The organism is Streptomyces sp. NPDC056734, from assembly GCF_042790455.1.
Classification (GTDB): Bacteria; Actinomycetota; Actinomycetes; order Streptomycetales; family Streptomycetaceae; genus Streptomyces.
Genome location: NZ_JBHTZD010000038.1, coordinates 1 through 21,753 on the forward strand (window position 1 = coordinate 1; position 21,753 = coordinate 21,753).

21 protein-coding genes and 1 pseudogene are annotated in these 21,753 nt (G+C 72.5%); 10 read left to right on the forward strand and 12 right to left on the reverse strand.

From position 1 onward, the window contains the following. Positions 1-523: 523 nt before the first annotated feature. A pseudogene (locus ACFRFC_RS35890) lies at positions 524-745 on the reverse strand (flavoprotein); the annotation flags it as partial. A gap of 245 nt (positions 746-990) precedes the next feature. Then, on the reverse strand, positions 991-2,094 hold the full coding sequence (locus tag ACFRFC_RS35895; RefSeq protein WP_382680231.1) for an ABC transporter substrate-binding protein: 1,104 nt from the start codon (positions 2,092-2,094) through the stop codon (positions 991-993). 387 nt (positions 2,095-2,481) lie between these two features. Here ACFRFC_RS35895 and ACFRFC_RS35900 point away from each other — a divergent pair, with 387 nt between their 5' ends. Together ACFRFC_RS35900 and ACFRFC_RS35905 are read left to right on the forward strand one after the other, a co-directional pair. Continuing rightward, the gene (locus ACFRFC_RS35900) at positions 2,482-5,151 is read left to right on the forward strand and encodes a LuxR C-terminal-related transcriptional regulator (RefSeq protein ID WP_382680230.1); all 2,670 of its coding nucleotides are present in this window, start codon (positions 2,482-2,484) and stop codon (positions 5,149-5,151) included. Positions 5,152-5,230: 79 nt separating this feature from the next. Further along, the gene (locus ACFRFC_RS35905; protein ID WP_382680229.1) at positions 5,231-5,431 is read left to right on the forward strand and encodes a hypothetical protein; all 201 of its coding nucleotides are present in this window, start codon (positions 5,231-5,233) and stop codon (positions 5,429-5,431) included. A 34-nt stretch (positions 5,432-5,465) separates the two neighbouring features. Here ACFRFC_RS35905 and ACFRFC_RS35910 read toward each other — a convergent pair whose 3' ends face one another. Beyond that, positions 5,466-6,875, reverse strand: coding sequence for a DUF2252 domain-containing protein (locus ACFRFC_RS35910; RefSeq protein WP_382680228.1), 1,410 nt, complete (start codon positions 6,873-6,875; stop codon positions 5,466-5,468). 221 nt (positions 6,876-7,096) lie between these two features. On the opposite strand from ACFRFC_RS35910, the gene ACFRFC_RS35915 reads away from it, so the two are divergent. From ACFRFC_RS35915 to ACFRFC_RS35925, 3 genes are all read left to right on the forward strand, one after another. Beyond that, positions 7,097-7,627 carry a PLDc N-terminal domain-containing protein gene (locus tag ACFRFC_RS35915; RefSeq protein WP_382680227.1) on the forward strand — a complete coding sequence of 177 codons (531 nt, stop codon included), beginning with the start codon at positions 7,097-7,099 and terminating at the stop codon, positions 7,625-7,627. After that, complete coding sequence (locus tag ACFRFC_RS35920) at positions 7,620-9,164, forward strand: diacylglycerol/lipid kinase family protein (RefSeq protein ID WP_383112688.1); 1,545 nt, start codon at positions 7,620-7,622, stop codon at positions 9,162-9,164. Before ACFRFC_RS35915 ends, ACFRFC_RS35920 begins: the two co-directional genes overlap by 8 nt. Before the next feature lie 430 nt (positions 9,165-9,594). Then, positions 9,595-9,993 carry a molybdopterin-binding protein gene (locus tag ACFRFC_RS35925; RefSeq protein ID WP_382680225.1) on the forward strand — a complete coding sequence of 133 codons (399 nt, stop codon included), beginning with the start codon at positions 9,595-9,597 and terminating at the stop codon, positions 9,991-9,993. A gap of 32 nt (positions 9,994-10,025) precedes the next feature. Here the strand turns inward: ACFRFC_RS35925 and ACFRFC_RS35930 are convergent, their stop codons facing one another. From ACFRFC_RS35930 to ACFRFC_RS35940, 3 genes are all read right to left on the reverse strand, one after another. Next, on the reverse strand, positions 10,026-11,186 hold the full coding sequence (locus tag ACFRFC_RS35930; RefSeq protein ID WP_382680224.1) for an NAD-dependent formate dehydrogenase: 1,161 nt from the start codon (positions 11,184-11,186) through the stop codon (positions 10,026-10,028). A 135-nt stretch (positions 11,187-11,321) separates the two neighbouring features. Continuing rightward, positions 11,322-12,260 carry a LysR substrate-binding domain-containing protein gene (locus ACFRFC_RS35935; RefSeq protein WP_382680223.1) on the reverse strand — a complete coding sequence of 313 codons (939 nt, stop codon included), beginning with the start codon at positions 12,258-12,260 and terminating at the stop codon, positions 11,322-11,324. 145 nt (positions 12,261-12,405) lie between these two features. Next, entirely contained in the window at positions 12,406-12,897 is a 492-nt protein-coding gene (locus ACFRFC_RS35940) for a molybdopterin-dependent oxidoreductase (RefSeq protein WP_382680222.1), read from the reverse strand. A 138-nt stretch (positions 12,898-13,035) separates the two neighbouring features. On the opposite strand from ACFRFC_RS35940, the gene ACFRFC_RS35945 reads away from it, so the two are divergent. The 4 genes from ACFRFC_RS35945 to ACFRFC_RS35960 all read left to right on the forward strand — a co-directional run bounded on the left by ACFRFC_RS35945 (position 13,036) and on the right by ACFRFC_RS35960 (position 16,428). Beyond that, on the forward strand, positions 13,036-13,422 hold the full coding sequence (locus ACFRFC_RS35945; protein ID WP_382680221.1) for a molybdopterin-binding protein: 387 nt from the start codon (positions 13,036-13,038) through the stop codon (positions 13,420-13,422). 138 nt (positions 13,423-13,560) lie between these two features. Continuing rightward, positions 13,561-14,391 carry a molybdate ABC transporter substrate-binding protein gene (modA, locus tag ACFRFC_RS35950; protein ID WP_382680220.1) on the forward strand — a complete coding sequence of 277 codons (831 nt, stop codon included), beginning with the start codon at positions 13,561-13,563 and terminating at the stop codon, positions 14,389-14,391. Then, the gene (gene modB / locus ACFRFC_RS35955) at positions 14,388-15,308 is read left to right on the forward strand and encodes a molybdate ABC transporter permease subunit (protein ID WP_382680219.1); all 921 of its coding nucleotides are present in this window, start codon (positions 14,388-14,390) and stop codon (positions 15,306-15,308) included. The genes modA and modB overlap by 4 nt, the downstream gene beginning before the upstream one ends. Before the next feature lie 19 nt (positions 15,309-15,327). Next, a complete protein-coding gene (locus ACFRFC_RS35960) occupies positions 15,328-16,428 on the forward strand; it encodes an ABC transporter ATP-binding protein (RefSeq protein ID WP_382680218.1) in 1,101 nt (366 codons plus the stop codon). Between the two features lie 9 nt (positions 16,429-16,437). Here ACFRFC_RS35960 and ACFRFC_RS35965 read toward each other — a convergent pair whose 3' ends face one another. The 6 genes from ACFRFC_RS35965 to ACFRFC_RS35990 all read right to left on the reverse strand — a co-directional run bounded on the left by ACFRFC_RS35965 (position 16,438) and on the right by ACFRFC_RS35990 (position 20,761). Further along, on the reverse strand, positions 16,438-16,905 hold the full coding sequence (locus ACFRFC_RS35965; RefSeq protein WP_382680217.1) for a hypothetical protein: 468 nt from the start codon (positions 16,903-16,905) through the stop codon (positions 16,438-16,440). A gap of 532 nt (positions 16,906-17,437) precedes the next feature. Further along, a complete protein-coding gene (locus ACFRFC_RS35970; RefSeq protein WP_382680216.1) occupies positions 17,438-17,929 on the reverse strand; it encodes an RNA polymerase sigma factor in 492 nt (163 codons plus the stop codon). A gap of 104 nt (positions 17,930-18,033) precedes the next feature. Beyond that, a complete protein-coding gene (locus ACFRFC_RS35975) occupies positions 18,034-18,636 on the reverse strand; it encodes a class F sortase (protein ID WP_382680215.1) in 603 nt (200 codons plus the stop codon). Further along, positions 18,633-18,956, reverse strand: a complete 324-nt coding sequence (locus ACFRFC_RS35980) for a sortase-dependent protein (RefSeq protein WP_382680214.1) — start codon at positions 18,954-18,956, stop codon at positions 18,633-18,635. The genes ACFRFC_RS35975 and ACFRFC_RS35980 overlap by 4 nt, the downstream gene beginning before the upstream one ends. A gap of 230 nt (positions 18,957-19,186) precedes the next feature. Next, on the reverse strand, positions 19,187-19,819 hold the full coding sequence (locus ACFRFC_RS35985; RefSeq protein ID WP_382680213.1) for a sigma-70 family RNA polymerase sigma factor: 633 nt from the start codon (positions 19,817-19,819) through the stop codon (positions 19,187-19,189). Between the two features lie 204 nt (positions 19,820-20,023). Next, complete coding sequence (locus ACFRFC_RS35990) at positions 20,024-20,761, reverse strand: hypothetical protein (protein WP_382680212.1); 738 nt, start codon at positions 20,759-20,761, stop codon at positions 20,024-20,026. A gap of 388 nt (positions 20,762-21,149) precedes the next feature. On the opposite strand from ACFRFC_RS35990, the gene ACFRFC_RS35995 reads away from it, so the two are divergent. Beyond that, positions 21,150-21,584 (forward strand): hypothetical protein, encoded by a 435-nt coding sequence (locus ACFRFC_RS35995; RefSeq protein WP_382680211.1) that lies wholly within the window; start codon positions 21,150-21,152, stop codon positions 21,582-21,584. Positions 21,585-21,753: the final 169 nt, after the last annotated feature.

Genomic DNA, 21,753 nt, shown 5'->3' on the forward strand with positions numbered 1-21,753 from the left:
TGGGCGGGAGGTAGCCGTAGACGTAGTGGTGGGTGGCGGGGTCGCGCTTGAGGATCGCCTCGGTGATCGTGGAGTTGTCCGTCATCGTGTACGTGATGTCGGAGCCGGGTTCGTTGAACTCCACGGGGTGGAAGACGCTTCAGTCGCCGCGGCTGATGGGCAACCCACGCGAGGGCACATCCAGGGCACATGAGCCTGGGAAATGACGCCGACCAGCGCATATCATCAAGAAATCCCAGGTCAACGTCCCGCCTCTTCCATTCGCTGCATGAGTGGCAGGACTTCTCACATCGGTTGCATGAGGCGGGGCATCAGCCTTATTGCCTGGTGTGGCCCTGAGGTGGGGATTGGGTGGTAGTGGGCGGGGTCTTCGGGCCTCGCCCTTTTCGGTGGGCGTCGTCGATCGCGTCGCGGGTGCGGGTCTCGCCGGACGGCGGGAGATTGCGCCCACGCCGAGCCGGTCATGGAGGACCAGGACTTCCCCGCCCCGGCCACGCAACCGCCGCCAGCACAGCGGCGCTGATCACGGCTGGATGGACAATCTGGGCGCGAGCAGCTCCAGCGCCTCCTTCCAGCGGTAGCGGTCCGCCCCACCCCCGGCCTTCGGCCGGTGAGGCTCGTACGAGCCGATCAGGATGCCCATCTCACGCAGCCGGTCCAGGCTCTGGTGGTAGGCGGGGTGGGCGGCCTGGGCGGAGTTCAGGTACGGCAGCACAGCGACCGGGATCCCCATCGCGGGCGCCTCCCGCGACTTTCGGCGGTGCGCAGGGGCAGTCTGCCCTGCTGGCTGTGGGCGTGGGCGGACTCGGCCCATACTGCGGATCGGTCTCTGGGCTGAACGGGGTTGGGGCCGTGGCGCCGGTTGGACGTCTCGCGCGGGGGCACGGCTTTCGCATCGCGGGCATCGGGCAGCCGTGCCCGTGGTGTTCCTGCGTCAGTGGTTGGCAGGGATTGACGGAGCCCGTGAGACCGGGGATGTGTGATGAGGCGTCAGGGGGAGACGAAGGTTTTGATCACTGCCCGGTAGCGTTCCACCGCCGCGCGGTCGCGGACGAATTCGCGGAATCCGTTCAGCCTGCTGTTGTATTGGTTGATGGGATTCCAGCCGCCCGCAGGGGTGACGTCGCGGCGGGTCGGCCACTGCAAGCCGGTGCTCTGTCGTGCTGCGGTCAGTTGCCATGCGAGGTAGAGCTTCGCCGCCGCGGGGTTGCGGGCCTTGCGGAAGATGGCCACCGTTTGCGGCCAGCTCATGAACTCGTCGGTGCGCGGTACGGCGTATCGGAGGGGGACTCCCTGGATGGGTGCCAATGACGCGATGTGGGAGAGAGTCGCCGTGCGCTGACCGCCGACCAGTGACGCGGTCATCGCGCCCGCGTTCGCGACTATCTGTGGCCGCTGTTCCATGAACTGTTCCATGTAGCCCAGACCGTACTTCTGTGTCACCAGGTAGAACGCGTGCAGGATCGCGTCCTCCAGGGTGGGGTCCGGCACCACGATCTTGTCGCGGAACGCGGGTGCCAGAAAGTCGACGGCATCTCTGGGCGCCTCGGCTTCGGAGAGGAGGGTGCTGTTGCTGACGCGGCCGAAGGAGCGGACCATGATGCCGATGAAGGCGTGGTCGGGGTCCCGGTACTGCGGGAACACCGCCTGCGCGCCCGGCGGCCGGTACGGCAGGAGGGCGTTCTGGGCCTTCCAGTGGTCGAAGTCGTACAGACTCTGGATCTGCGCGATATCCGGCTCCAGACCGCCGAGAGACAGTTGCCGATTGATGATTCCGGCCTGCACCGGGCTGTAGCGGACATTGAAGACCGCGTTCATTCCGGGAAATGCGGCGTTGAATGCGTCACGGGTCGCGTTCTCCTGGTTGGGATTGCTGCCGCCCGCCCAGACGACCAGATTTCCGCCCTCGTCCAGCGCGTCCCGGTACAACTGCTCGATATGCTGGGCCGAATTGGCGTCGGCTTCGTTCGTCGCCGCGAAGGCGCTGTTCTTTGTCAGTACCGAGGCTGCCGTGCCTATCGCGCCGATGGTGGCCGTGTATTTGAGGATGGCTCGTCGGCCTATAGCGCTCGCCGCCCGGTTCGGACTGTTCAATTTCTTCTCCTTCGGCTCTTTTTACGCGGTTAATTGTGCGTTTGAGAGGGAGGGGGATGCGTCATTCTTTGCCTTGATGACTTTGCCACAGCATTGCCTATCTGCGAGCCGCCGACAGGTTCTTGATAAACAATCGACAGTGAATGACCGGATGGCGCGGCGAGCGCCGGCGGGGGGAAGCTGGGATGCTGAGGGTGTGGTGCTGGTGGTCTGACCCGGGAAGCGGGCCGTGGGCAGGTTGATGGGGCGGTGGGCGCCTTGGTGGACTACAGCGAACGCGACCGCAGGGCGCGACGGGTGGGTGACACGGGCCCTCAGGGCGCCGGTCACCAGGGGGATCCGTGTCACCAGGGGGATCCGCTGGGGGACCCCTTTCTCTGTACGCGGATGGCCCTGCCCCAGCGGCCCCCCACCTTTCTGCGGCGCGAACGGCTCTCGCGCAGGCTCGATGAGGGGCTGGGGACGCCGCTGACCGTGGTCAATGGCGGGGCCGGGGCCGGGAAGACCCTGCTGGTGGCGGACTGGGCCGCGGGGCTGGAGGTACCGGTGGCCTGGTTGACGGCCGAGGTCGGGGATCGGCGGCCGGGGGTGTTCTGGGCGTATCTGCTGGAGGCTCTGCGCGGGTGTGGTGCCGGGGTGAGCGCCGCCGTCCGGGTGCCCGGCGACGCCGTCCGGGTCGAGCGGCGGATGCTGGCCCTTCTCGCCGATGAGCTGAGCGCGCGCGGGGAGCCCGTTGTCGTCGTGGTCGATGAGTTCGAGCGGGTGGGTGGGGGCGAGGTCGCCGAGCAGGTGGAGTTCGTGCTCCGGCATGTCGGGGGCGGGCTTCGGCTGGTGCTGGTCAGCCGGGCCGAACCCCTGCTGCCGCTGCACCGGTACCGGGTGGCCGGCGAACTCACCGAGGTCCGTGGCGCCGAACTGGCCTTCACTCCCGACGAAGCCGTCGCGCTGCTGGAGTCGCACGGGCTGAGCGTGCCGGTCGCATCCGCGCGCGCCCTGGTCGAGCGCACCCGGGGGTGGGCCGCCGGGCTGCGGCTCTGTGCCATGGCCGCGCTGGAGAGCGACGACCCCGAGCTGTATCTGAAGGAGTTCGAGGCGGGCCGCAGTACCGTCGCCGACTTTCTGCTCGCCGAGGTGCTTGCGCGGCAACCCGTCGACGCCCAGGATCTGCTCCTGCGCGTCAGCGTGCTCACCCGCTTCCGTCCCGATCTGGCCAACGCGCTGACCGGGCGGTCCGACGCCGAGCCGCTGCTGGTCGGGCTGCACGAGGCGAACGCGTTCGTGGAGCGGCTCGGGCACGGGTGGTTCCGGCTCCATCCGCTCTTCAAGGAGATCCTCCTCGCCCATCTGCGCGTACGGCTTCCCGGGCTTGAGCCCGCCTTGCGGCTGCGGGCCGCCCGCTGGCTGCTGCGGTCCGGCGATCTGGCCGAGGCCCTCGCCCAGGGTGCCGCCGCCGGTGACTGGGACTTCACGGCCGACGCCCTCGTCGGCGAGCTGGCCATCGGGCAGCTCTTCGCCGGCCTGCGCGCGGGGCACTTCGGACCGCTCTTCGCCGGGATGGGGGCCGACTCCCACTCCCACTCCCACTCCCATTCCGACTCCGACTCCGACTCCGTAGCCGCCGAGCTGGTACGCGCTGCCCTTGAGATGGAGACGGGGGTGGGAACAGGGGTGGGGATGTCCGTCCATCGGGGGGTGCGGTGTCTACACGCTGTCGAAGAGCGGCTCGGGGGTGTCTCCGGGGCACCCACTTCCTCCCCGCCCTCGTCCGGTCCCGCCGTCGTCAGCTGTGTGCTGCTGCATGCGCTCGCCGCTCGGCTCACCGGGGATCCGGCGGGCGCCGCGCTTGCCGCCGAGCGGTTCCAGGACGTGTGCGGCGAAGTGTCCCCCTCCCTCTACGACCGGCACCCCGAATTCCTCGCGCTGCTCCACTCCCACCTGGGCGCCGCCTATCTGTGGGGTGGGCGGTTCGAGGACGCGCGGGGGGTGCTGATGAGTGTGGGCGGGGCTGTCCCGCCCGTGCACGCCGATGCGCTGGGGCAGCTCGCGCTGATCGATTATCTGTACGGGTGGGGCGCTCGGGGGGAGCGGAAGGTGGTGGGGAGTGGTGGGGGCCCTCCTGGTGGGTGCGGGCTCGGGGGCCTCGTCCTCGCCGCCGTGGCCGTCGAACGCGATGAGCTGGACCGGGCCCAAGCCCTGCTCGACGAGACCTCGGGGGGAAGCTCGGGGGGAAGGGGGAAAGGCGGGGAGGGATTCCGGGCCGTCGATCCCCTGGTGGTCGCGGTACGGGGGCTGGTGCGGGCGCGGCTGCTGCTCGCCCGGGGGCATCCGCTCGCCGCCTGCGCGGCTGCCGACCCCGAGGTTTCCGCCGCCGTCCCCTCCCCCTGGGTCGAGGAACAGCGGGCCCTGATCCTTGCCTGCGCCCGGCTGGCGGGAGGGCGGATCGAGGAGGCCGGTGAGGTGGTGAGTGAGGTGGCCGGTGAGGTGATCGGTGGCGGGGCGGGCGCGTACGGGTCGCCCTTGGGGGCGGTGGAGGCCGCTCGGGTGCTGCTGGCCGCCGGGCGGGCCGACGACGCCGCTGGGCTGGTCCGGCGCGTGCGGGGCGATCGTCACGCCGGGCCCGCCGTGACCGTACGGGCCTCGCTGGTGCGGGCCCGGCTCGCGCTGGCCGCCGGGGACAGCTCCGGGGCCCGTCGGCTGGTCGGGCAGGCCCTGCTGGACGGACGGCGCGAACGGCTGCGGCGGCCCTTCCTGGACGCCCGGGACTGGATCGGGCCCCTGCTCGCCACGCCACCGCTCGCTGAACTGGCGGCGAGCTGGCTCCCGTACGGTCCACCCGTGGCCGGTGACGGGACGGCGCCCCTCGTCGGGGAGCTGAGCGCGCGCGAGCGCGAGGTGCTGCGGGGGCTGGCCGCGATGATGTCGACGCAGGACATCGCCGCCGAGCTGTGTGTCTCCGTGAACACCGTCAAGACCCACCTCAAGGGCGTCTACCGCAAGCTGGCCGTCAACCGGCGCAATGACGCCGTACGGCGGGCCCGCGAGCTGCGGCTGCTGTGACACCTCCGGGGCGGGAGGCGCGGCCGTTCACCTGTATCGGGTGAGGCCGTGGGCCGGCTCCAGGGCGACCATCGTGGGCATGCGCTACGAGATCCGTGTCGAGGGGCTCATGTCGGACACGCTGACGCAGGCGTTCCCGGAGTTCGGACACGTGATGATCTCCGGGCAGACCGTGCTGTTCGGGCCTGTCGTCGACGAGGCGCATCTGTACGGGCTGCTGTCCCGGTTCCAGTCCCTCGGGCTGCTGGTCGTGGAGATGCGGCAGCTGCCCGACCGGTAAGTTCCCCGCGCTCGCCCTCGCCGGGGCGTCCGGCTCACATCTGTTCCGCCCGTATCCGTCCCTCCCGCACCGCCGTCCCCAGCGCCTCGAAATCGCGCTCGTTCTGGTCGGCGTACGACTGGGCGAAGTCGCTGAGCGCGCGGTCGAAGCTGTCGCCGCCGCCCAGGTACGCGGCGATGGCGATGGGGTCGCCGGAGCGGGCGTGGGCGCGGGCCAGGGACGCCCCGCAGAGCCGGCCGAAGAGGGTGAGCAGCCGGGGGTCCATGGTCTCGGGGCGGGCGATGCCCTTCCAGTCCCAGAGCTGACGTACGTAGAAATCCCGTGGCTGCCCGTCCAGGCCCGTCTCATGGGTCCAGCCCAGGAAGATATCGCTGCTCGTCTGGATCAGGCGCTGTCCGGTGACCACCCGGCGGCCCTGGTTGTCGTACGGGTCGCCGCCCGTGTGGGCGGCCAGCACCGACTCCCCGGCCTCCTTGGCCTGGAGGAGCAGCGGATCGTCGTCGTCCCGGCCGCGCAGCAGCAGGACCCAGCAGCGGGTGCCGACGCTGCCGACGCCGACCACCTTGCGGGCCATGTCCACCAGGCGGTAGTGGCGCAGCAGGTGCCGGCGCTCGGCGGGCAGGGTGCGCGCGTAGTTCTCCACCAGGGACCGCAGCTCCTTCTCCCGCCCTTCCTCGGACGGGTCGTCCAGCAACTGGTCCAGCGGGGTGATCAGCGGCGGATCGGCGGCGATGCGGCGGCCCTCGGCGGTGACCGTGGTCAGCTTGTCGAAAGCCTTCATATGGGTACGGGTACGGGCTCGCCGCTCGGCCTGGGCGGTACGGCGGACCAGCTCCGGGTCCGGCCTGGCGCCCAGCAGTTCGCGCAGCCCGTCGGCGTCGTCCTGCGCGTACCAGATGTCGAGGGTGCCCATCCCGGCCAGCTCGCGCATCCGGGTCCGGTACTCCGCCACGCACTCCCTCACCAGCGTGTTCTGCTCCTTGAGGGAGAAGCCGTTCGCCCGGCCCGCCGTCACCAGACCGGCCGCCAGCCGTTTGACGTCCCACTCGAAGGGGCCCGGCAGGGTCTCGTCGAAGTCGTTGATGTCGAAGACCAGGTGGCGTTCCGGGGAGGCGAGCAGCCGGAAGTTCAGCGGGTGGGCGTCGCCGCAGAGCTGCACCCCTAGCCCGGTGTCCGGCATGGGGCCCAGGTCCGCCGCCATGATGGCCGCCGCGCCCCGGTAGAAGCGGAACGGGGACTCCAGCATGCGGCCGTAGCGGACCGGTACGAGTTCCGGTACCCGGGTTGCGGACTGGCGTTCGATTAGCTCGATCGGGTCCGGCCGGTCCGGACGTGGCTCGAACACGCTGTGTGTGGAGCGGGACACCCGTCCGCGCGCCTGCCTGCCGTATGCCGCCCGCTCCTCCGGTGAGAGGTCGGCGGTGAAGTCGCTCGCCGCGGTCATGACCAGCCTCCCTGTGCCACCCCGTGCCGTTCGGTGTTCCCGGTCCATCTGACGCCCCCGGCGCGGGATGGGGATCACCCGTGAGGGGTGACCCGTCCGGTGTCGGTCCCGATCGATGCTGGGCGGGTCACGAGAACCGCGAACAGGGAGGAGGGAGGGAGCGGAGGGAGCCGGGGAACCGGAGATGAGGGTGGGGTGCCGGAGATGAGGCGAGGAGAGACATGAGCGCATCCGACTATCTGGCCTACGACTATCCGCTGCTGAGCGCCTTCTGGACGATGCTCCTGTTCTTCCTGTGGATCATGTGGTTCATCCTGCTCTTCCGGGTCGTCATGGACATCTTCCGCGACGACACCCTGAGCGGCTGGGGCAAGGCAGGCTGGCTGTTCTTCTGCATCGTGCTGCCCTTCCTGGGCGTGCTCATCTACGTCATCGCGCGCGGCCGGAACATGGGCCGCCGGGAGGTCGATCAGGCGCGGGCCCAGCAGCGGCAGTTCGACGACTACATCAAGAAGACGGCGGCCGGTGGCGGCAGCGGCGGCGGCACCAGCAGCGTGGACGAGCTGTCCAGGCTGTCCGAGATCCGCGCCCGCGGGGACATCTCGGACGACGAGTTCCGCCGGGCCAAGGAACTGGTGCTGTCGGGGCATGGGGCGGGAGCGGGTCCCGGTCCCACCCAGCCCAGGTCCGGGTCCGGGTCCGGGTCCGGGTCCGGCTCAGGGTTCGGCTCCGGCTCCGGCTCCGGTGGGTGAGCGGGCGGCGCCCGCAGGCAGTCCCGGCCTCGCCCGCCTCGCTCTGCTCGCGCTGGCGGCCGGGATCGCCGTACCGCTGGTCGCGGCGGGGCTGCGCAGCCTGCTGTGGGTGCTGATCGGCGGCGCCGGGCTGGCCCTCGCCGCCGTCGGGGTGTGGTGGACGCTCGCCCACACGGGTGTGCTGCGCGCGCTGGGTGCCGCGCTGGCGGTCCTCACGCCCCTCGCCGTGCTCGTCCTGTACGCCACGGTGGGCATGCTCGGGCCCGCTCTGCTGGCGCTGGCCCTGCTGGTGCTGGCGGTCACGGCGGCGCGGGCGGCGCTGCCCCGGGCCCGGCGGGACGCGGGGCGGCCGGTCGTGGGGCCGGCCCGGGCGCCCTGGATCCTGATCAATCCGCGCTCCGGGGGTGGCAAGGCGGCGCGGTTCGGGCTGGTGGAGCGGGCGCGGGCGGCCGGCTGCCGGGTGGCCCTGCTGGCCGGTGGGCAGGACGTCACCGAGCTGGCCCGGCGGGCCGTCGCCGAGGGCGCCGACCTGCTGGCGGTGGCGGGGGGTGACGGTACGCAGGCGCTGGTGGCTCAGGTCGCCGCCGATCATGATCTGCCGTTCGTCGTCGTGCCCGCCGGTACGCGCAATCACTTCGCCCTCGATCTCGGCCTCGACCGTGACGACCCGGCCGCGGCGCTGCTGGCGCTGACCGACGCCGTGGAATTCCGGGTCGACCTCGGGTACGCGGCCGGCCGGGTCTTCGTCAACAACGCCTCCTTCGGCGCCTATGCCGACGTGGTCGCCGATCCGGCGTATCGGGACGCCAAGTCGCGCACCGTGCTGCGCAGCCTGCCCGCGCTGCTCACGGAGGCGGGGGCGGGGCGGTTGGGGGTGCGGGTGGGGGACGGGGGGAGGGGGGAGGGGCGGGCGGAATCCAGCGGGCGTCACGGGTCTCACGGGTCTCGCGGGCGTCGCGGGCCTGAGGGGCCTGACCGGCCCGACCGGCCCGACCGGCCCGACCGGCCTGAGGGGCCTGACGGGCCTGACGGGCCTGACGGGCCTGAGGGGCCTGACGGGCCTGACGGGCCTGACGGGCCTGACGGGCCTGACGGGCCTGACGGGCTGCAAGAACTACACGGGCTTCAAGCTCTGCTTGTCAGCAACAACCCTTACGGGCGGGCCGTGGACGCCGCCCATCCGGGGCGCCGGGAGCGGCTGGACACCGGGCGGTTGGGGGTGGTGTGCGTACGGGTGGACAGTGCGGCGGAGGCGGCTCGGCTGGTGTACGGGCGGCGGACGCGGGGGGTTGTGCGTCTCACGGCCGTTGAGATCGTCATCGAGACGGATGCCGCGGGATTGCCGGCCGGTATCGACGGGGAGCACGTCATGCTCGCGGCGCCGGTCGTGTGCCGTAGTGCGCCGGGGGCTCTCCGGGTGCGGGTGCCGCGGCACCGTCCCGGGAGTCCGCGGTCCCGGGCGGGGCGTGCGCTGCGGGCGGGGGCTGCGGCGGCGGACTGGCCCCGGGTGGCGCGGGTGGCGCTGGGGCGGGGGTGAGGGTGTTGTGCCGGTACGGGGTTGTGGTGCTGGTCGGGGGGTGTTGTGCTGGTCGCCGGTTATGGCGGTGACCGCCGGTCGCGGTGCTGGTCGGGGGGGTTCGCTCACCCGCGCTTGCGGGGTGCCTCCCCCAGAGGGGGGACCCCCAGCCCACCCCCGTGCCGCTCCGGCGGCACGACTGCCCGCAGCTAGGGCGGTGGGGCGGGAGTTGCCGCAGCTGGGGCGGTGGGGCGGGGGCTGCCCGCAGCTGACACGGATACGGCGAAGCCACCGCGGCACGACCACCCGCAGCCAGGGCGGCGGGGCGGCTACCGCAGGTACCGTGACCGTCCGCAGCCACGGCCGCCCGGCCGTCCCGGCCACCCCTGGCCGACCCCGCCGACCCCAGCCACCCCCAGCCACCCCGGCCGGCTGGCCTATCTTGGCCGGTATGGACGCATACACGATTGGGCAGGCGGCGCGGCTGCTTGGGGTCAGTCCGGATACCGCTCGGCGGTGGGCGGATGCCGGGCGGGTGGCGACCCATCGGGACGAGGGCGGGCGGCGGCTCATCGACGGTACGGCCCTCGCCGCGTTCTCCGTGGAACTGGCCAAGGGCGGACAGGGTGACGACGAGCCCGCGTCCGCCACCTCTGTCCGCAACGCCTTCCCTGGGATCGTCACCGCGATCAAGCTCGGCGATGTGGCCGCCCAGGTCGAGATCCAGGCCGGCCCGCACCGGCTCGTCTCGTTGCTCACCCGGGAGGCCGTGGAGGAGTTGGGGCTGGAGGTGGGGATGGAGGCCACCGCCCGGGTCAAGTCGACGAACGTGCACATCGACCGGGTCTGAGCACGTCCCTCCCCGCCCCCGGGCCCCCGGCCCTACTTCGTCACCGAGTACGAGTGCGCGCCCGTGCCCGCCAGCGCGCCCCCGTCCACGATCAGGTACTCGTCGCGGATCGGGCGGCCCGCGAAGAAGGACTCCAGGATCTCCCGGGTGCCGGCCGCGTAACGGGCCTGCGCGGACAGGGAGGAGCCGGAGATGTGCGGGGTCATGCCGTGGTGCGGCATGGTCCGCCAGGGGTGATCGGGCGGTGCCGGCTGCGGGTACCAGACGTCACCGGCGTACCCGGCGAGCTGCCCGCTGCGCAGCGCCCGGTCCACGGCGTCCCGGTCCACGATCAGCCCGCGCGCGGTGTTGATCAGATACGCGCCGCGCTTCATCTGGCCGAGCAGTTCGTCGCCGAACAGGCCCTCCGTCTCCGGGTGCAGCGGCGCGTTGATCGTGATGACGTCGACGTGCGGGGCCATGGCGGCGGCACTCTCGTGGAAGGTGAGCCCCAGCTCCCGCTCGACGGCCTCCGGCAGCCGGTGCCGGTCGGTGTAGTGCAGCTTGACGTCGAAGGGGGCCAGCCGGCGCAGCACCGCGAGGCCGATCCGGCCCGCGGCGACCGTGCCGACCTGCATGCCTTCGAGGTCGTACGAACGGGCCACGCAGTCGGCGATGTTCCAGCCGCCGTCGAGCACCACCTGATGGGACGGCAGGTAGTTGCGCACCAGGGACAGGGTCATCATCACCACGTGCTCGGCGACGCTGATGCTGTTGCAGTACGTCACCTCCGCGACCGTCACACCGCGCTCGATCGCGGCTTCCAGGTCGACATGGTCGGAGCCGATGCCCGCGGTGACCGCCAGCTTCAGGTTCTTGGCGGCGGCGATCCGCTCCGGGGTGAGATACGCGGGCCAGAACGGCTGCGAGATCACGATGTCCGCGTCGACCAGCTCACGGTCGAAGACCGACCCGGCGCCGTCCTTGTCCGAGGTGACGACGAGGGTGTGACCGGCCTTCTCCAGGAAGCCGCGCAGCCCGAGTTCCCCGGACACGCTGCCGAGCAGCTGGCCGGGCGTGAAGTCGATCGCCTCGGGGGTGGGAGTGGTCTGGCCGCCCGGGTAGTGGTCGATGACCGGCAGGTCGTCACGGGCGTACGTCTTCGGGTAGCCGTCGGTGGGGTCGTCGTACAGGACTGCGAGCACCTTTGCCATGGTCGCGGCTCCTCAACTGGCGTTGCTGGAAGGTGTGTTCCACCATCCTCGGAGCCGTTCGCCCTGGTCAAAGCGATCATTTCTATAAGGACATAGCCTGCGGCTATCAACCGACCTGTCGACCGGCCGCGCGGGCTACGCGAGGGTGCCGGTGCGCAGATACGTGCGCAGCCGCGCGTCGAGCGCGTCCCGCACGCCCGCCTCCCGGGCCACCGTCAGCAGCGCCTGCGCCAGCACCGACTGGGGTTCGCTGCGGGCGACGACCAGACCGACCCGGGGCCCGTGCGCGGGGCCCTCCAGCGGGACCACCCGCATGCCCTCCGGCACCCCGAACATATGCAGCCAGGCGTGCGATATGACGCTCGACCAGCGCCCGCCGGGGAGATGGGCGTAGAGCCCGGCCACGCTGTCCGACTCGATCGCGGGCGTGGCCACGGCCCCGTCGGCGGCGAAGCACTCGTCCACGATCCGCCGGTTGCGCATCCGCGGCGTGAGCAGGCACAGCGGCAGCACCGCGGCCTGCGACCAGCGGGCGGTGTCCAGGTCGCCGAGCGGCCCGTCGACCGGGGTCAGCAGCACGTACCGCTCCTCGTAGAGCGGGAAGCGGCGCACCCGGTGCAGCGTGTCGTCGTCCAGGTACGTCATCGCCGCGTCCAGCTCGAACTCCGCGAGGCCGTGCCGGATCTCCGCCGACGACAGCGACTCCAGGGTGACCCCGGCGCGCGGATGCCGGTCGCAGAACGGCGTGGTGAGGAGGGAGGCGACGGGCAGGGCGGTGGGTACGACGCCCAGGCGCAGGGTGCCGGCCAGTCCGCCGCGCAGCGCCGACAGTTCCTGGCGCAGGGCGTCCTGTTCGGCCAGCATGCGGTGCGCCCAGGCCAGGACCACCTCGCCCTCCGGGGTCAGTCCCTCGTAGCGCCGCTTCCCGCGCTGGACGATGGGCACGCCGAGTTCGTGTTCCAGCCGGCGGATCGCGGCGGAGAGGGAGGGCTGGGAGACATAGCAGGCGGCTGCCGCGCGGGCGAAGTGCCGTTCCCGGGCGAGCGCGACGAGGTACTCCAGCTGACGCAGCACGGGAGGGCGGCTCCTCGGGTCGGTTGCGCCGGGGCACGCCCGAGGGACGGCCCGGCTCAGGAAGGGGTGCCCGGCGTCCTCGTGGCGGGTGGGGGTCCAGCCTGCCGCGTGGAGGGCGGGGTGCGGGTGGTGTTCGGCCAACGGGTCACCGGTCGCCGGTCCTCGTGGGGTAGCCGCCGTCCACGTGGATCGTGCCGATGCCGCTGATGTGGCGGGCGCCGCAGCGGTCCTGGGGCAGCACCAGCTGGGGGCCGACCCCGTCGAGCGGCCGGCCGTCGAGGGTGACGCCGAGCAGGACGGGGGCGCGGCCGAAGTCGGGGTCGATCTCCGCCCAGGTGAGCAGGGCGTGGTGGCCGTCGGTGCCGCGCACGGCGATCAGGAAGCGCAGCCGGTCCTTGCGGCGCCCGGGGTCGAAGGCGGGGCGGGCGTCGGTGAGGACGTCGTGCAGCAGCGGGCCGGTGAAGCGGTGGCGCTGGACGCCGTTGGTGGCGCACTCGAAGGCGACGTCGGCCCGGTGCTGGGGCCAGCCGAGCAGGTCGGGGACGGTCAGCCGGGCCGGGCGGGCCAGATCGCCGGTGAGCGCGAGTTCCACCGGCGCGCGGGTGGCCGTACCGGTGGCTGTGAGGGACTGACTCACGGGCTACCACCTCCCGTCTGACGGTACCCGAACCCACCTCCCGTACAAACGCACATGCGAGGCATATCGAGACGTGATCAGGCTCATGCGATGTGACAAGAGACTTTACCCTCGCAAGTGCGGCAGTATCATCGGCGCATGCACACCTACCGGATCGGGACCGCCGCCGCCCTGCTGGGCGTCAGCGTCGACACCGTGAGGCGTCTGGTCGACGGCGGGAAACTCATCGCCGAGCGCGATGAGCTGGGCCATCGGATCATCCCGGGGCCGGCTCTCGCCGCCTACGCCCGCGAGTCCCGGCGGGCCGAGCGGGAGTCGACCGGCTCCTCGGCCCGCAACCGGCTGTCCGGCATCGTCACCGAGGTGCTCCTCGGGGATGTGTCGGCGCAGGTGGAGATCCAGGCCGGGCCGTTCCGGGTGGTGGCGATGGTCAGCCGCGAGTCGGCGGAGGAACTGTCGCTGGAGCCGGGCGTTCCGGCGGTCGCCGTGATCAAGTCGACCAACGTGGTCGTCGAAAGACCGTAGTTCAGCAGCTCAGCAGTTCCGCAGCTCAGTTCCACAGCTCAGTAGTTCCGCAGTTCAGTAGTTCCGCAGTTCAGCAACTCAGCAGTTCCGCGGTTCCGCACGGCCGTGCGGAGTCGGACCAGAGGGAGTGGACCCGTGATGACTCGTTCCGCGCGCCGGACCCGGTGGACGTTCCAGGTGGCCGGGGCAGGTGCCGCCGCGATGCTGGCCCTGAGCGGCTGCGGCGGCTCCGACAGTTCCTCGTCGGGGTCGGACTCCTCCGCCTCGCCGTCCGGTTCCGCCTCCCCGGAGTTCTCCGGCGAGATCACCGTGTTCGCCGCGGCCTCGCTCCAGGGCAGCTTCGAGACGCTGGGCAAGCAGTTCGAGGACGCCCACCCGGGCACCACGGTGACGTTCAGCTTCGGCGGCAGCGACGCTCTCGCGGCGAGCATCACCGGGGGCGCCCCGGCGGATGTGTTCGCCTCGGCCAGCCCCCGCACGATGGAGATCGTCACGGACGCCGGGGACGCGGAGGGCACGCCCGCCACGTTCGCCCGTAACGAGCTGGAGATCGCGACCCTGCCCGGCAACCCCGACAAGATCACCTCGCTGGAGGATCTCACCAACCCGGATCTGAAGGTCGTGCTGTGCGACGAGACGGTGCCGTGCGGTGCCGCCGCGCAGACCGCGCTCGACGCCAGCGACCTCAAGCTCACGCCCGTCTCCTACGAGGAGGACGTGAAGTCGGCGCTGAACAAGGTGGTGCTGAAGGAGGCCGACGCGGCGGTCGTGTACAAGACCGATGTGCAGGCCGCGGGTGACACCGTGGAGGGCGTGGAGTTCCCCGAGTCCGCCGACGCCATCAACGACTACCCGATCACCCTGCTCAAGGACGCCCCCAACGCGGGCACCGCCGAGGCGTTCATCGAGCTGGTGCGGTCGGCGGAGGGCCAGAAGGTGCTCACCGACGCCGGGTTCCTCCAGCCGTGACGAACGGTTCCACCGGTTCACCGCCTTCGCCCGGCCCCTCGGGCAAGGCCGGCGCCGCGGACACCCTCACCGGGGGCCCGCGGCGCCGCCGTGTGCGCGGGCCTCGGCTGCCCGGCCGCCGTGCTCCGCTGCGCCCCGGCCGCGGGGCCCCGCTGCCGCTGCTGCTGCCCGCGCTGGTCGCCCTGGTCTTCCTGGTGCTGCCGCTGCTCGCGCTGCTGATCCGCGCCCCCTGGCGGGACATGCCGGAACTGCTCAGCAGTACGGAGGTATGGCAGGCGCTCCAGCTGTCGCTGATCTGCGCGACCCTGGCGACGCTGGTGTGCCTGGTGTTCGGGGTGCCGCTGGCCTGGCTGCTGGCCCGGGTCGAGTTCCCCGGCCGGGGTCTGGTCCGGGCCCTGGTGACCCTGCCGCTGGTGCTGCCGCCGGTCGTCGGCGGTGTCGCCCTGCTGATGGCGCTGGGGCGCAACGGGGTCGTCGGCCGCTCTCTGGACGAGTGGTTCGGGCTGACCCTGCCGTTCACCACCACGGGCGTGGTGATCGCGGAGGCGTTCGTGGCGATGCCGTTCCTGGTCATCAGCGTGGAGGGCACACTACGGGCGGCCGACCAGCGCTACGAGGAGGCGGCCACGACCCTGGGCGCGTCCCGCTTCACGGCGTTCCGCCGGGTCACCCTGCCGCTGATCGCCCCCGGCATCGCGGCCGGCGCGGTCCTCGCCTGGGCGCGTGCGCTGGGCGAGTTCGGCGCGACCATCACCTTCGCCGGGAACTTCCCGGGCCGTACCCAGACCATGCCCCTGGCCGTCTACCTCGCCCTCCAGAACGACCCGCAGGCGGCCATCGCCCTCAGCCTGGTCCTGCTGGCCGTGTCCATCGCGGTTCTGGCCGGGCTCCGCGACCGATGGATGGCCCCTTCATGACCGACCGGACGGCCCTCTCATGACCGACACCCGCCCCGGCCGGGACCCCGGCCGGGACCCCGACGCCGGACTCGACGCCCGGCTGGTGGTCGAGCGCGGCGCCTTCCGGCTGGACGTGACGCTGACGGCGGCACCCGGCGACGTGGTCGCGCTGCTCGGCCCGAACGGCGCGGGCAAGACCACCGCCCTGCGCGCCCTGGCCGGGCTGGTCCCGCTCAGCGGCGGCCATCTGCGCCTGGACGGCCGGGAACTGGACCGTACGCCGCCGGAGTCCCGCCCGGTCGGCGTGGTCTTCCAGGACTATCTCCTGTTCCCCCATCTCTCCGCGCTGGACAACGTGGCCTTCGGCCCGCGCTGCCACGGCGTCGGCAAGGCGGAGGCCCGCGCGCAGGCGGCCGAGCTGCTGCGCCGGATGGACCTCGCCGACCACACCGACAAGAAGCCGCGCAAACTGTCGGGCGGTCAGGCCCAGCGGGTCGCGCTGGCCCGCGCCCTGGCGACCCAGCCCCGGCTGCTGCTCCTGGACGAGCCCCTCGCCGCCCTGGACGCCCGCACCCGCCTCGACGTCCGCGCCCAGCTCCGGGGCCATCTGGCCGGCTTCGAGGCGGTCGCCGTACTCGTCACCCATGATCCGCTGGACGCGATGGTCCTCGCCGACCAGCTCATCGTGATCGAGGACGGCGGGATCGTGCAGCAGGGCGCCCCCCGCGACATCGCCCGCCGCCCGCGCACGGACTACATCGCCCATCTGGTCGGCCTCAACCTGTACCGGGGCCGGGCACAGGGCCACACGGTACGGGTGGACGCCGACGGCGACGGCACCGTAGCCGCCGACATCGTCACCACCGAGGACCTCACCGGCCCGGTCTTCGTCGCCTTCCCGCCCACCGCCGTCACCCTGCACCGGGACCGCCCGACCGGCGCGAGCGCGCGCAATCTCTGGCACTGCGAGGTGACGGGGATGGAGACTCACGGCGACCAGTTCCGGGCGGCGCTGAGCGGGGACCTGTCCCTGCTGGCCGATCTGACGACGGTCTCGGCGGCGGAGCTGGACCTGCGGCCGGGGGTACGGGTGTGGGCGTCGGTGAAGGCGGCCCAGACCCACGCGTACCCGGCGTGAGGCCGGTCGTCACCCGGGCGACGGGGTGCCCAGGCCGGGGACGGAGCTGGGGCCGGCCGACGAGGTGGACATCTCGGTCGGCGTCGGGGTCGAGGTCGAGGGCCCCGGGGTGACCGTGTCGGAGGGAGGAGTGTCGGACGGGGACGGCGGGGCGGAGGCGGAAGGGGAGGGCATCGGCGCGGAGGCGCTGGGCGTGGGCCTGGGCGGCGCCAGCGGCACGGTCGGCTGCCGGGGCGTGTCGGGGACCGCCCGCTGATACACCGGCAGCGCGATCAGGACGGCGACGGCACAGGTCAGCCCGGCACCGGCCGTGACCCGCAGCATCCGGCGGCGCGCGGCGCTCCGGCGGATGGTCTCGTAACGGCCCGGCGGCGGGGCGAGACGGTCGCCGGCGGCGGGCCGCAGGATCACGGCGAGCGGATCGTCGTCCGACGGCCCGTCCCCCTGCGGGTCCCCCCCGAACAGACCGCCCCTCACGAACCGCCCCTCCCCGAACGGGACGTCGTCCCCGAAGCGACCACCCGCCCCGAGACGGAAGCCGTCCCCGGACCGACCGACGTCACCGGACCGGCCGATGTCCCCGGACCCATGGTGGTCACCGGACAGATCGTCGTCACCGGACAGGCCGTCATCCCTGAACCCACGGTGGTCTCCGAACCGGCCATGGTGACCGGACCCGCCATGGTTCCCGGCCGGGCCAGAGCCGCTGGACCGGCCGTCATCACCGGACCCGTGGCGGCCACCGGACCCGCCAGCGTCCCCAGACCGGCCAGAACCCCCAGACCAGCCGTCATCACCGGACCCAGGGTCGTCCCCGAACCCGCCATGGTCACCAGACCGGCCGTCGTCCCCAGATGCACCGTCGTCACCAGACCCGCCAGGGCCCCCAGACCCGCCAGGGTCCGGCGGCCCATCGCGGTCACTGAGCCCATCGCGGTCACCGAACCCACCGGGGTCACTGAGCCCACCGGCGTCACCGAACCCACCACCCCCCGGCTCCGGTTCCCCGTCAAAGCGTGTGGTCAAGGCTTCTCCTCAGGTGGACGCGGAGCAGTTCGCGGGCCGCGTGGAGATCGGCCTTGACGGTCCCTTCCTTGCGCCCGGTCAGCGCGGACACCTCACGGATCGGCATGTCAGCGTAGTAGTGCAGCAGGATCGGCACCCGCAGTCGCTCCGGCAGGGACTGCACGAGCAGCCGTACGGACGGGTCGGCCGGTTCGGCGTACGGGCGCACCGCCGCCTCCTGGGTGACCTGGCGGACGGCCCGCCGCTCGCGCTCCGTCTTGCGCCAGTGGTCCCGGACGATGTTCGCGGCGGTGACATAGAGGAACCCGCGCGGCTCCTCGACCTTGGTCCAGCGCGCCCACAGCCGGGTGAACGCCTCCGAGGCGATCTCGTGCGCCGTCTCGTCGTCGTCGACCAGCCGGCGGCACCAGCCGGCCAGCCTCGGATAGAGGACGGCGAACAGCTCGGACGCCGCGCTGTCACGGGACCGTTTCAACGTTCTCCAAGGTCGTGGGGGGTCTTTCTCCGCAGACGAAGAGCCCGGACCGGCCCCGCGCGTTCCCGCGTACGGAGCCGGTCCGGGCCGCGTACCGGTGCGGCTCACGGCGTCCCGGCGCTCGGCCCGGCGAAGACGATCACGTTGTCGCGGTACTCGTCGTCGCCGGTACGGGGCCCACCGCAGGTGATGAGCCGCAGCTCGGGCCGGTCCACATCGCCGTACACGTCGTCGGTCGGGAAGTCGTCCTTGCGGACCGTGCGCAGGGAGGTGACGGCGAACTCGGTCTCGGTGCCGTCCCCCAGCCGCGCCTCGATCCGGTCGCCCCGGCGCAGCCGGCCGAGGTCGCGGAAGACGCCGTCGCCGAACTCCCCGACGGTGACATGGCCGAGCAGGACGCAGGGTCCGAGCTGACCCGGCGCCGGGGAGTGCTCGTACCAGCCGGCCCGGTCGTGCTCGGTGACCGGCGGCACCTCCACGCTCCCGTCGGGCTCCAGCCCCAGCCGGATGACGGGGGTGTCGACCTCGATCGCCGGGATGCGCAGCCGGACGGGGGCCGCGCCACCCCCGGCCGCGCTCTCCGTCTCCTTGTCCGGCTCCTTGTCCGGCTCCTCCCGCTGCCCGCCACCCCCGCACCCGGAGAGGAGCGTGGCCGTCGTGGCGCCGGCCGCGAGCGCGAACGCGCGCCGGGAGAGCGGCGAGGTCATGCCCCGGAGCCCGGACCGCCCACGGGCACCACCCCGGTGTCGGGGGCGCCACTGGGAACGACCGCGACCTGACCCGGCTCCGCACCCGGCGCCGGGGCCTCGCTGGGCGTGGCGGTCGGCGCCTCGGTGGGGGCGACGGTGGGGCTGGGCTCGGCACTGGTGGCATCGCTCGGGGCATCGCTCGGGGCATCGCTCGGCGGGACCGAGACGGACGGGGAAGGGGTCGGGGTCGGGGTCGGGTCGGTGGCGAAGGCGGGGGCGGCGCCCACGAAAACGGCGGTGCACAGGAGTGCCACGGCACTGAGGACGGTTCGGCGCATCGGTTCGCTCTCTTTCGTCGGGCCGCCCCCGGTGGTGCGGATGACTGAGACGGGGGCGGCCGGTGTGACGGATCGAGCGGAGAGACGAACCGGGGGCGGCCAGCGTTGCAAAGAGATGGCAAAGGCGAGGGGGAGGGAGGTGAAAGGAGACAGGAGGCAGGAGGCTGGAGGCTGGAGGGGGCACCGGCCGGGGATGCGGATACCCCCGTACCGGCGCCCTCCCCGCGCGCTCAGGCCGCCGTGAGCACCAGCGGCCGCACGCCCTCCGCCCCCGGCTCGGAGACCTCCGCCTGCTCCACCAGGGCCGTCAAAGTGGCGCGGGCGCGGGCGACCCGGGAGCGGACGGTGCCGACGGGGCAGCCACTGACCTCGGCGGCCTCCGCGTAGGGCAGTCCGAGGAGTTGGGTGAGGACGAACGCCTCGCGGCGCTCGTCCGGCAGCGCGGCCAGCAGGTCCAGCAGCGCTATGCCGTCGTCGAAGCCGGGCAGTCCGCGCGGCTGGGCGCGTTCGATGGCGAGCTGCCAGTCGGCGGTGTCCGACGGCCGGGGCCGGGCGGCGGCGTACCGGTAGCTGTCGATGACGGCCCGCCGGGCGATGGACAGCAGCCAGGCGCGCGCCGAGGAACGTCCCTCGAACCGGTGCAGGCTGCCGAGGGCCCGCAGAAAGGTGTCCTGGGCGAGATCGTCCACGGCCTGGGGATCGGCGCAGAGATGGGCGACGTAGCGCAGCACATCGCGGTGGAGCGCGCGCACGAACCGTTCGACGGCGAGGGCGTCGCCGCCCCGGGCGGCGAGGGCGAGGGCGGTCGTCACGTCGTCGAACTGCGCGGATCTGCCACGGGGGACCTCGGTTGGGGTGATCACCTGTCGTTTTCCTTCTCGGGTATGCCGGACGCCGGGCCGCGGGCGCGCGAGAACGCGGGCGGTCCGGTGTCACGTGATGAGCGGGAAGGGCCGTACGCCACGGCAGGGATGGAGAGGAGAAAGAAGGAACCAGCAACGAACGCGGGCGTACGACCGTGACCCGGGGCGGCGAGTCAGCCGTGGCCCCGGGCGAACCGACTGTCGTCAGGCGACAGCGGTCCCCGTGGGCGGTCCCCGAGAGGTGATCGAGTGGACGAGGAGCAGGCAGCGCGGCGCGCGGCCGGTGTCATCGCGGCGCGGCCGCGGCGAGGGCGGCTCGGCCGTGACCGGCAGCGGCCCGAACAGCAGCCGCAGGGGCGCGGCGAGCCATCCGGCGACGGTACGCAGGATGCTGAAGGCGGCCCGCTCCCCGAAGGCCATCCACACCCCGCTGAGCAGGGCGGCGAGCAGGTGGGCGGCGTACATCCCGAGCGAGGAGGAGCCGTCGGCGGAGTGTCCGAGGTGAGCGAGCTGACCGAGGGCGCCCATCGCGTCCATGGACACCGCCGACACCGCCGACCCCGTCGCCCCGGTCGCCCCCGTCAACCCCGTCGACCCCATGCCTCCCGTGCTTCCCATGCCCCCCATGGACACGTGCCCGATATGGCTCATGTCCATGGCTTCGGCTCCGGAGGCCCCGCCGCCCACAGCGGACTGCGCCAGCGAGAAGCCGGTGTGCAGCAGGGTCTGGGTGACGACCGCGACGCCCACGACGAGGGCGAGGCCCCGCTCGCGCCCGGCGAGGCACCATCCGATGCCGCCGGTCGCCCCCAGGGCGAGGGCGAGAGTCCAGCCCGGCACCTGGGTGCCGGACATCATCACGTGGCCCAGGGCGGCGAGCAGCACACAGACGGCCGCGAACAACGCGGCCCGTACTGTGCGAGAACACCACCCTGCGACCATGGCGCCTCATCCTCGCATCCGCGTCCGGGCATCCGCTCCGAGGTCCTGTGCGTCCTGTGCGTCCTGTGCCTGAGTACGGGCGGCACCTCGCCCGGCGCTCAGTTCTGCACACGTGATCCACCACACGTCTGCCCACTGGGGCGGTCGCGGAACCCCGTACGGCGCAGAAAGGTCTAGACCGACGGGGCTCCCCGGCGCGGGCACCGGACGGGCCGGACGGCACCGGGTGGCGGACCGTGTCGTAGCCTCCCCGGGCCTCCGCTCGTTGGCCATGCGGCGCGGGGCGCTCCGACGGAACGAGCCATCCGGCCCCGCCAGTTGTCCGACGGTCCGGCTGGTCGAGAGGCGCGGAATGAGCGAGATGGACGTACGCACGGCAACAGCGGCAATGGCGATTCACCCTGCGGGGCCGACGACCTACCGCACCCCGGCAACCGGGCTGCGGCCCAACGGCTACGCCCTTCTGCACGGGCATCCGGCCAGGATCTCGACGGTCTCCATCGACCGGGAGGCCGTCCGCCTCACCGGCGTCTGCATCTTCACCCACACCCCGTACGAGGCCACCTACCGCCCGGACGCGTCCGTGGAGGTGCCGGTCGTCACCCGCACCCAGTACCTCCTGCGGGACATCACCGACGGGCGGCTGTCGCTGGTGGTGGAGACCACGGGCGAGGCCAAGGCGGACATCCCGCTGCCGGACGGGCCGTTGGGCGAGGAGATCACCGACGCCTTCGCGGCGGGCGGGCAGCTGTACGTGACGCTGACGGCGGCCCTGGGGCAGGAGGGGGTGTCGGGATACCGGGCACAGGGCCCGGCGTCCTAGCCCCCGGGACCTGGCCCCCGGCCCTCGCCGCCATCACCGTCGGCATCGGCATCGCCGTCGGTACCGCCGCCAGCGTCACCGTCGGTATCGATCACCGTCGGCACCGCCGCCACCGTCACTGTCGGCACCGCCGCCACCGTCACCCTCACCGTCGTAGAACACCCCCGCC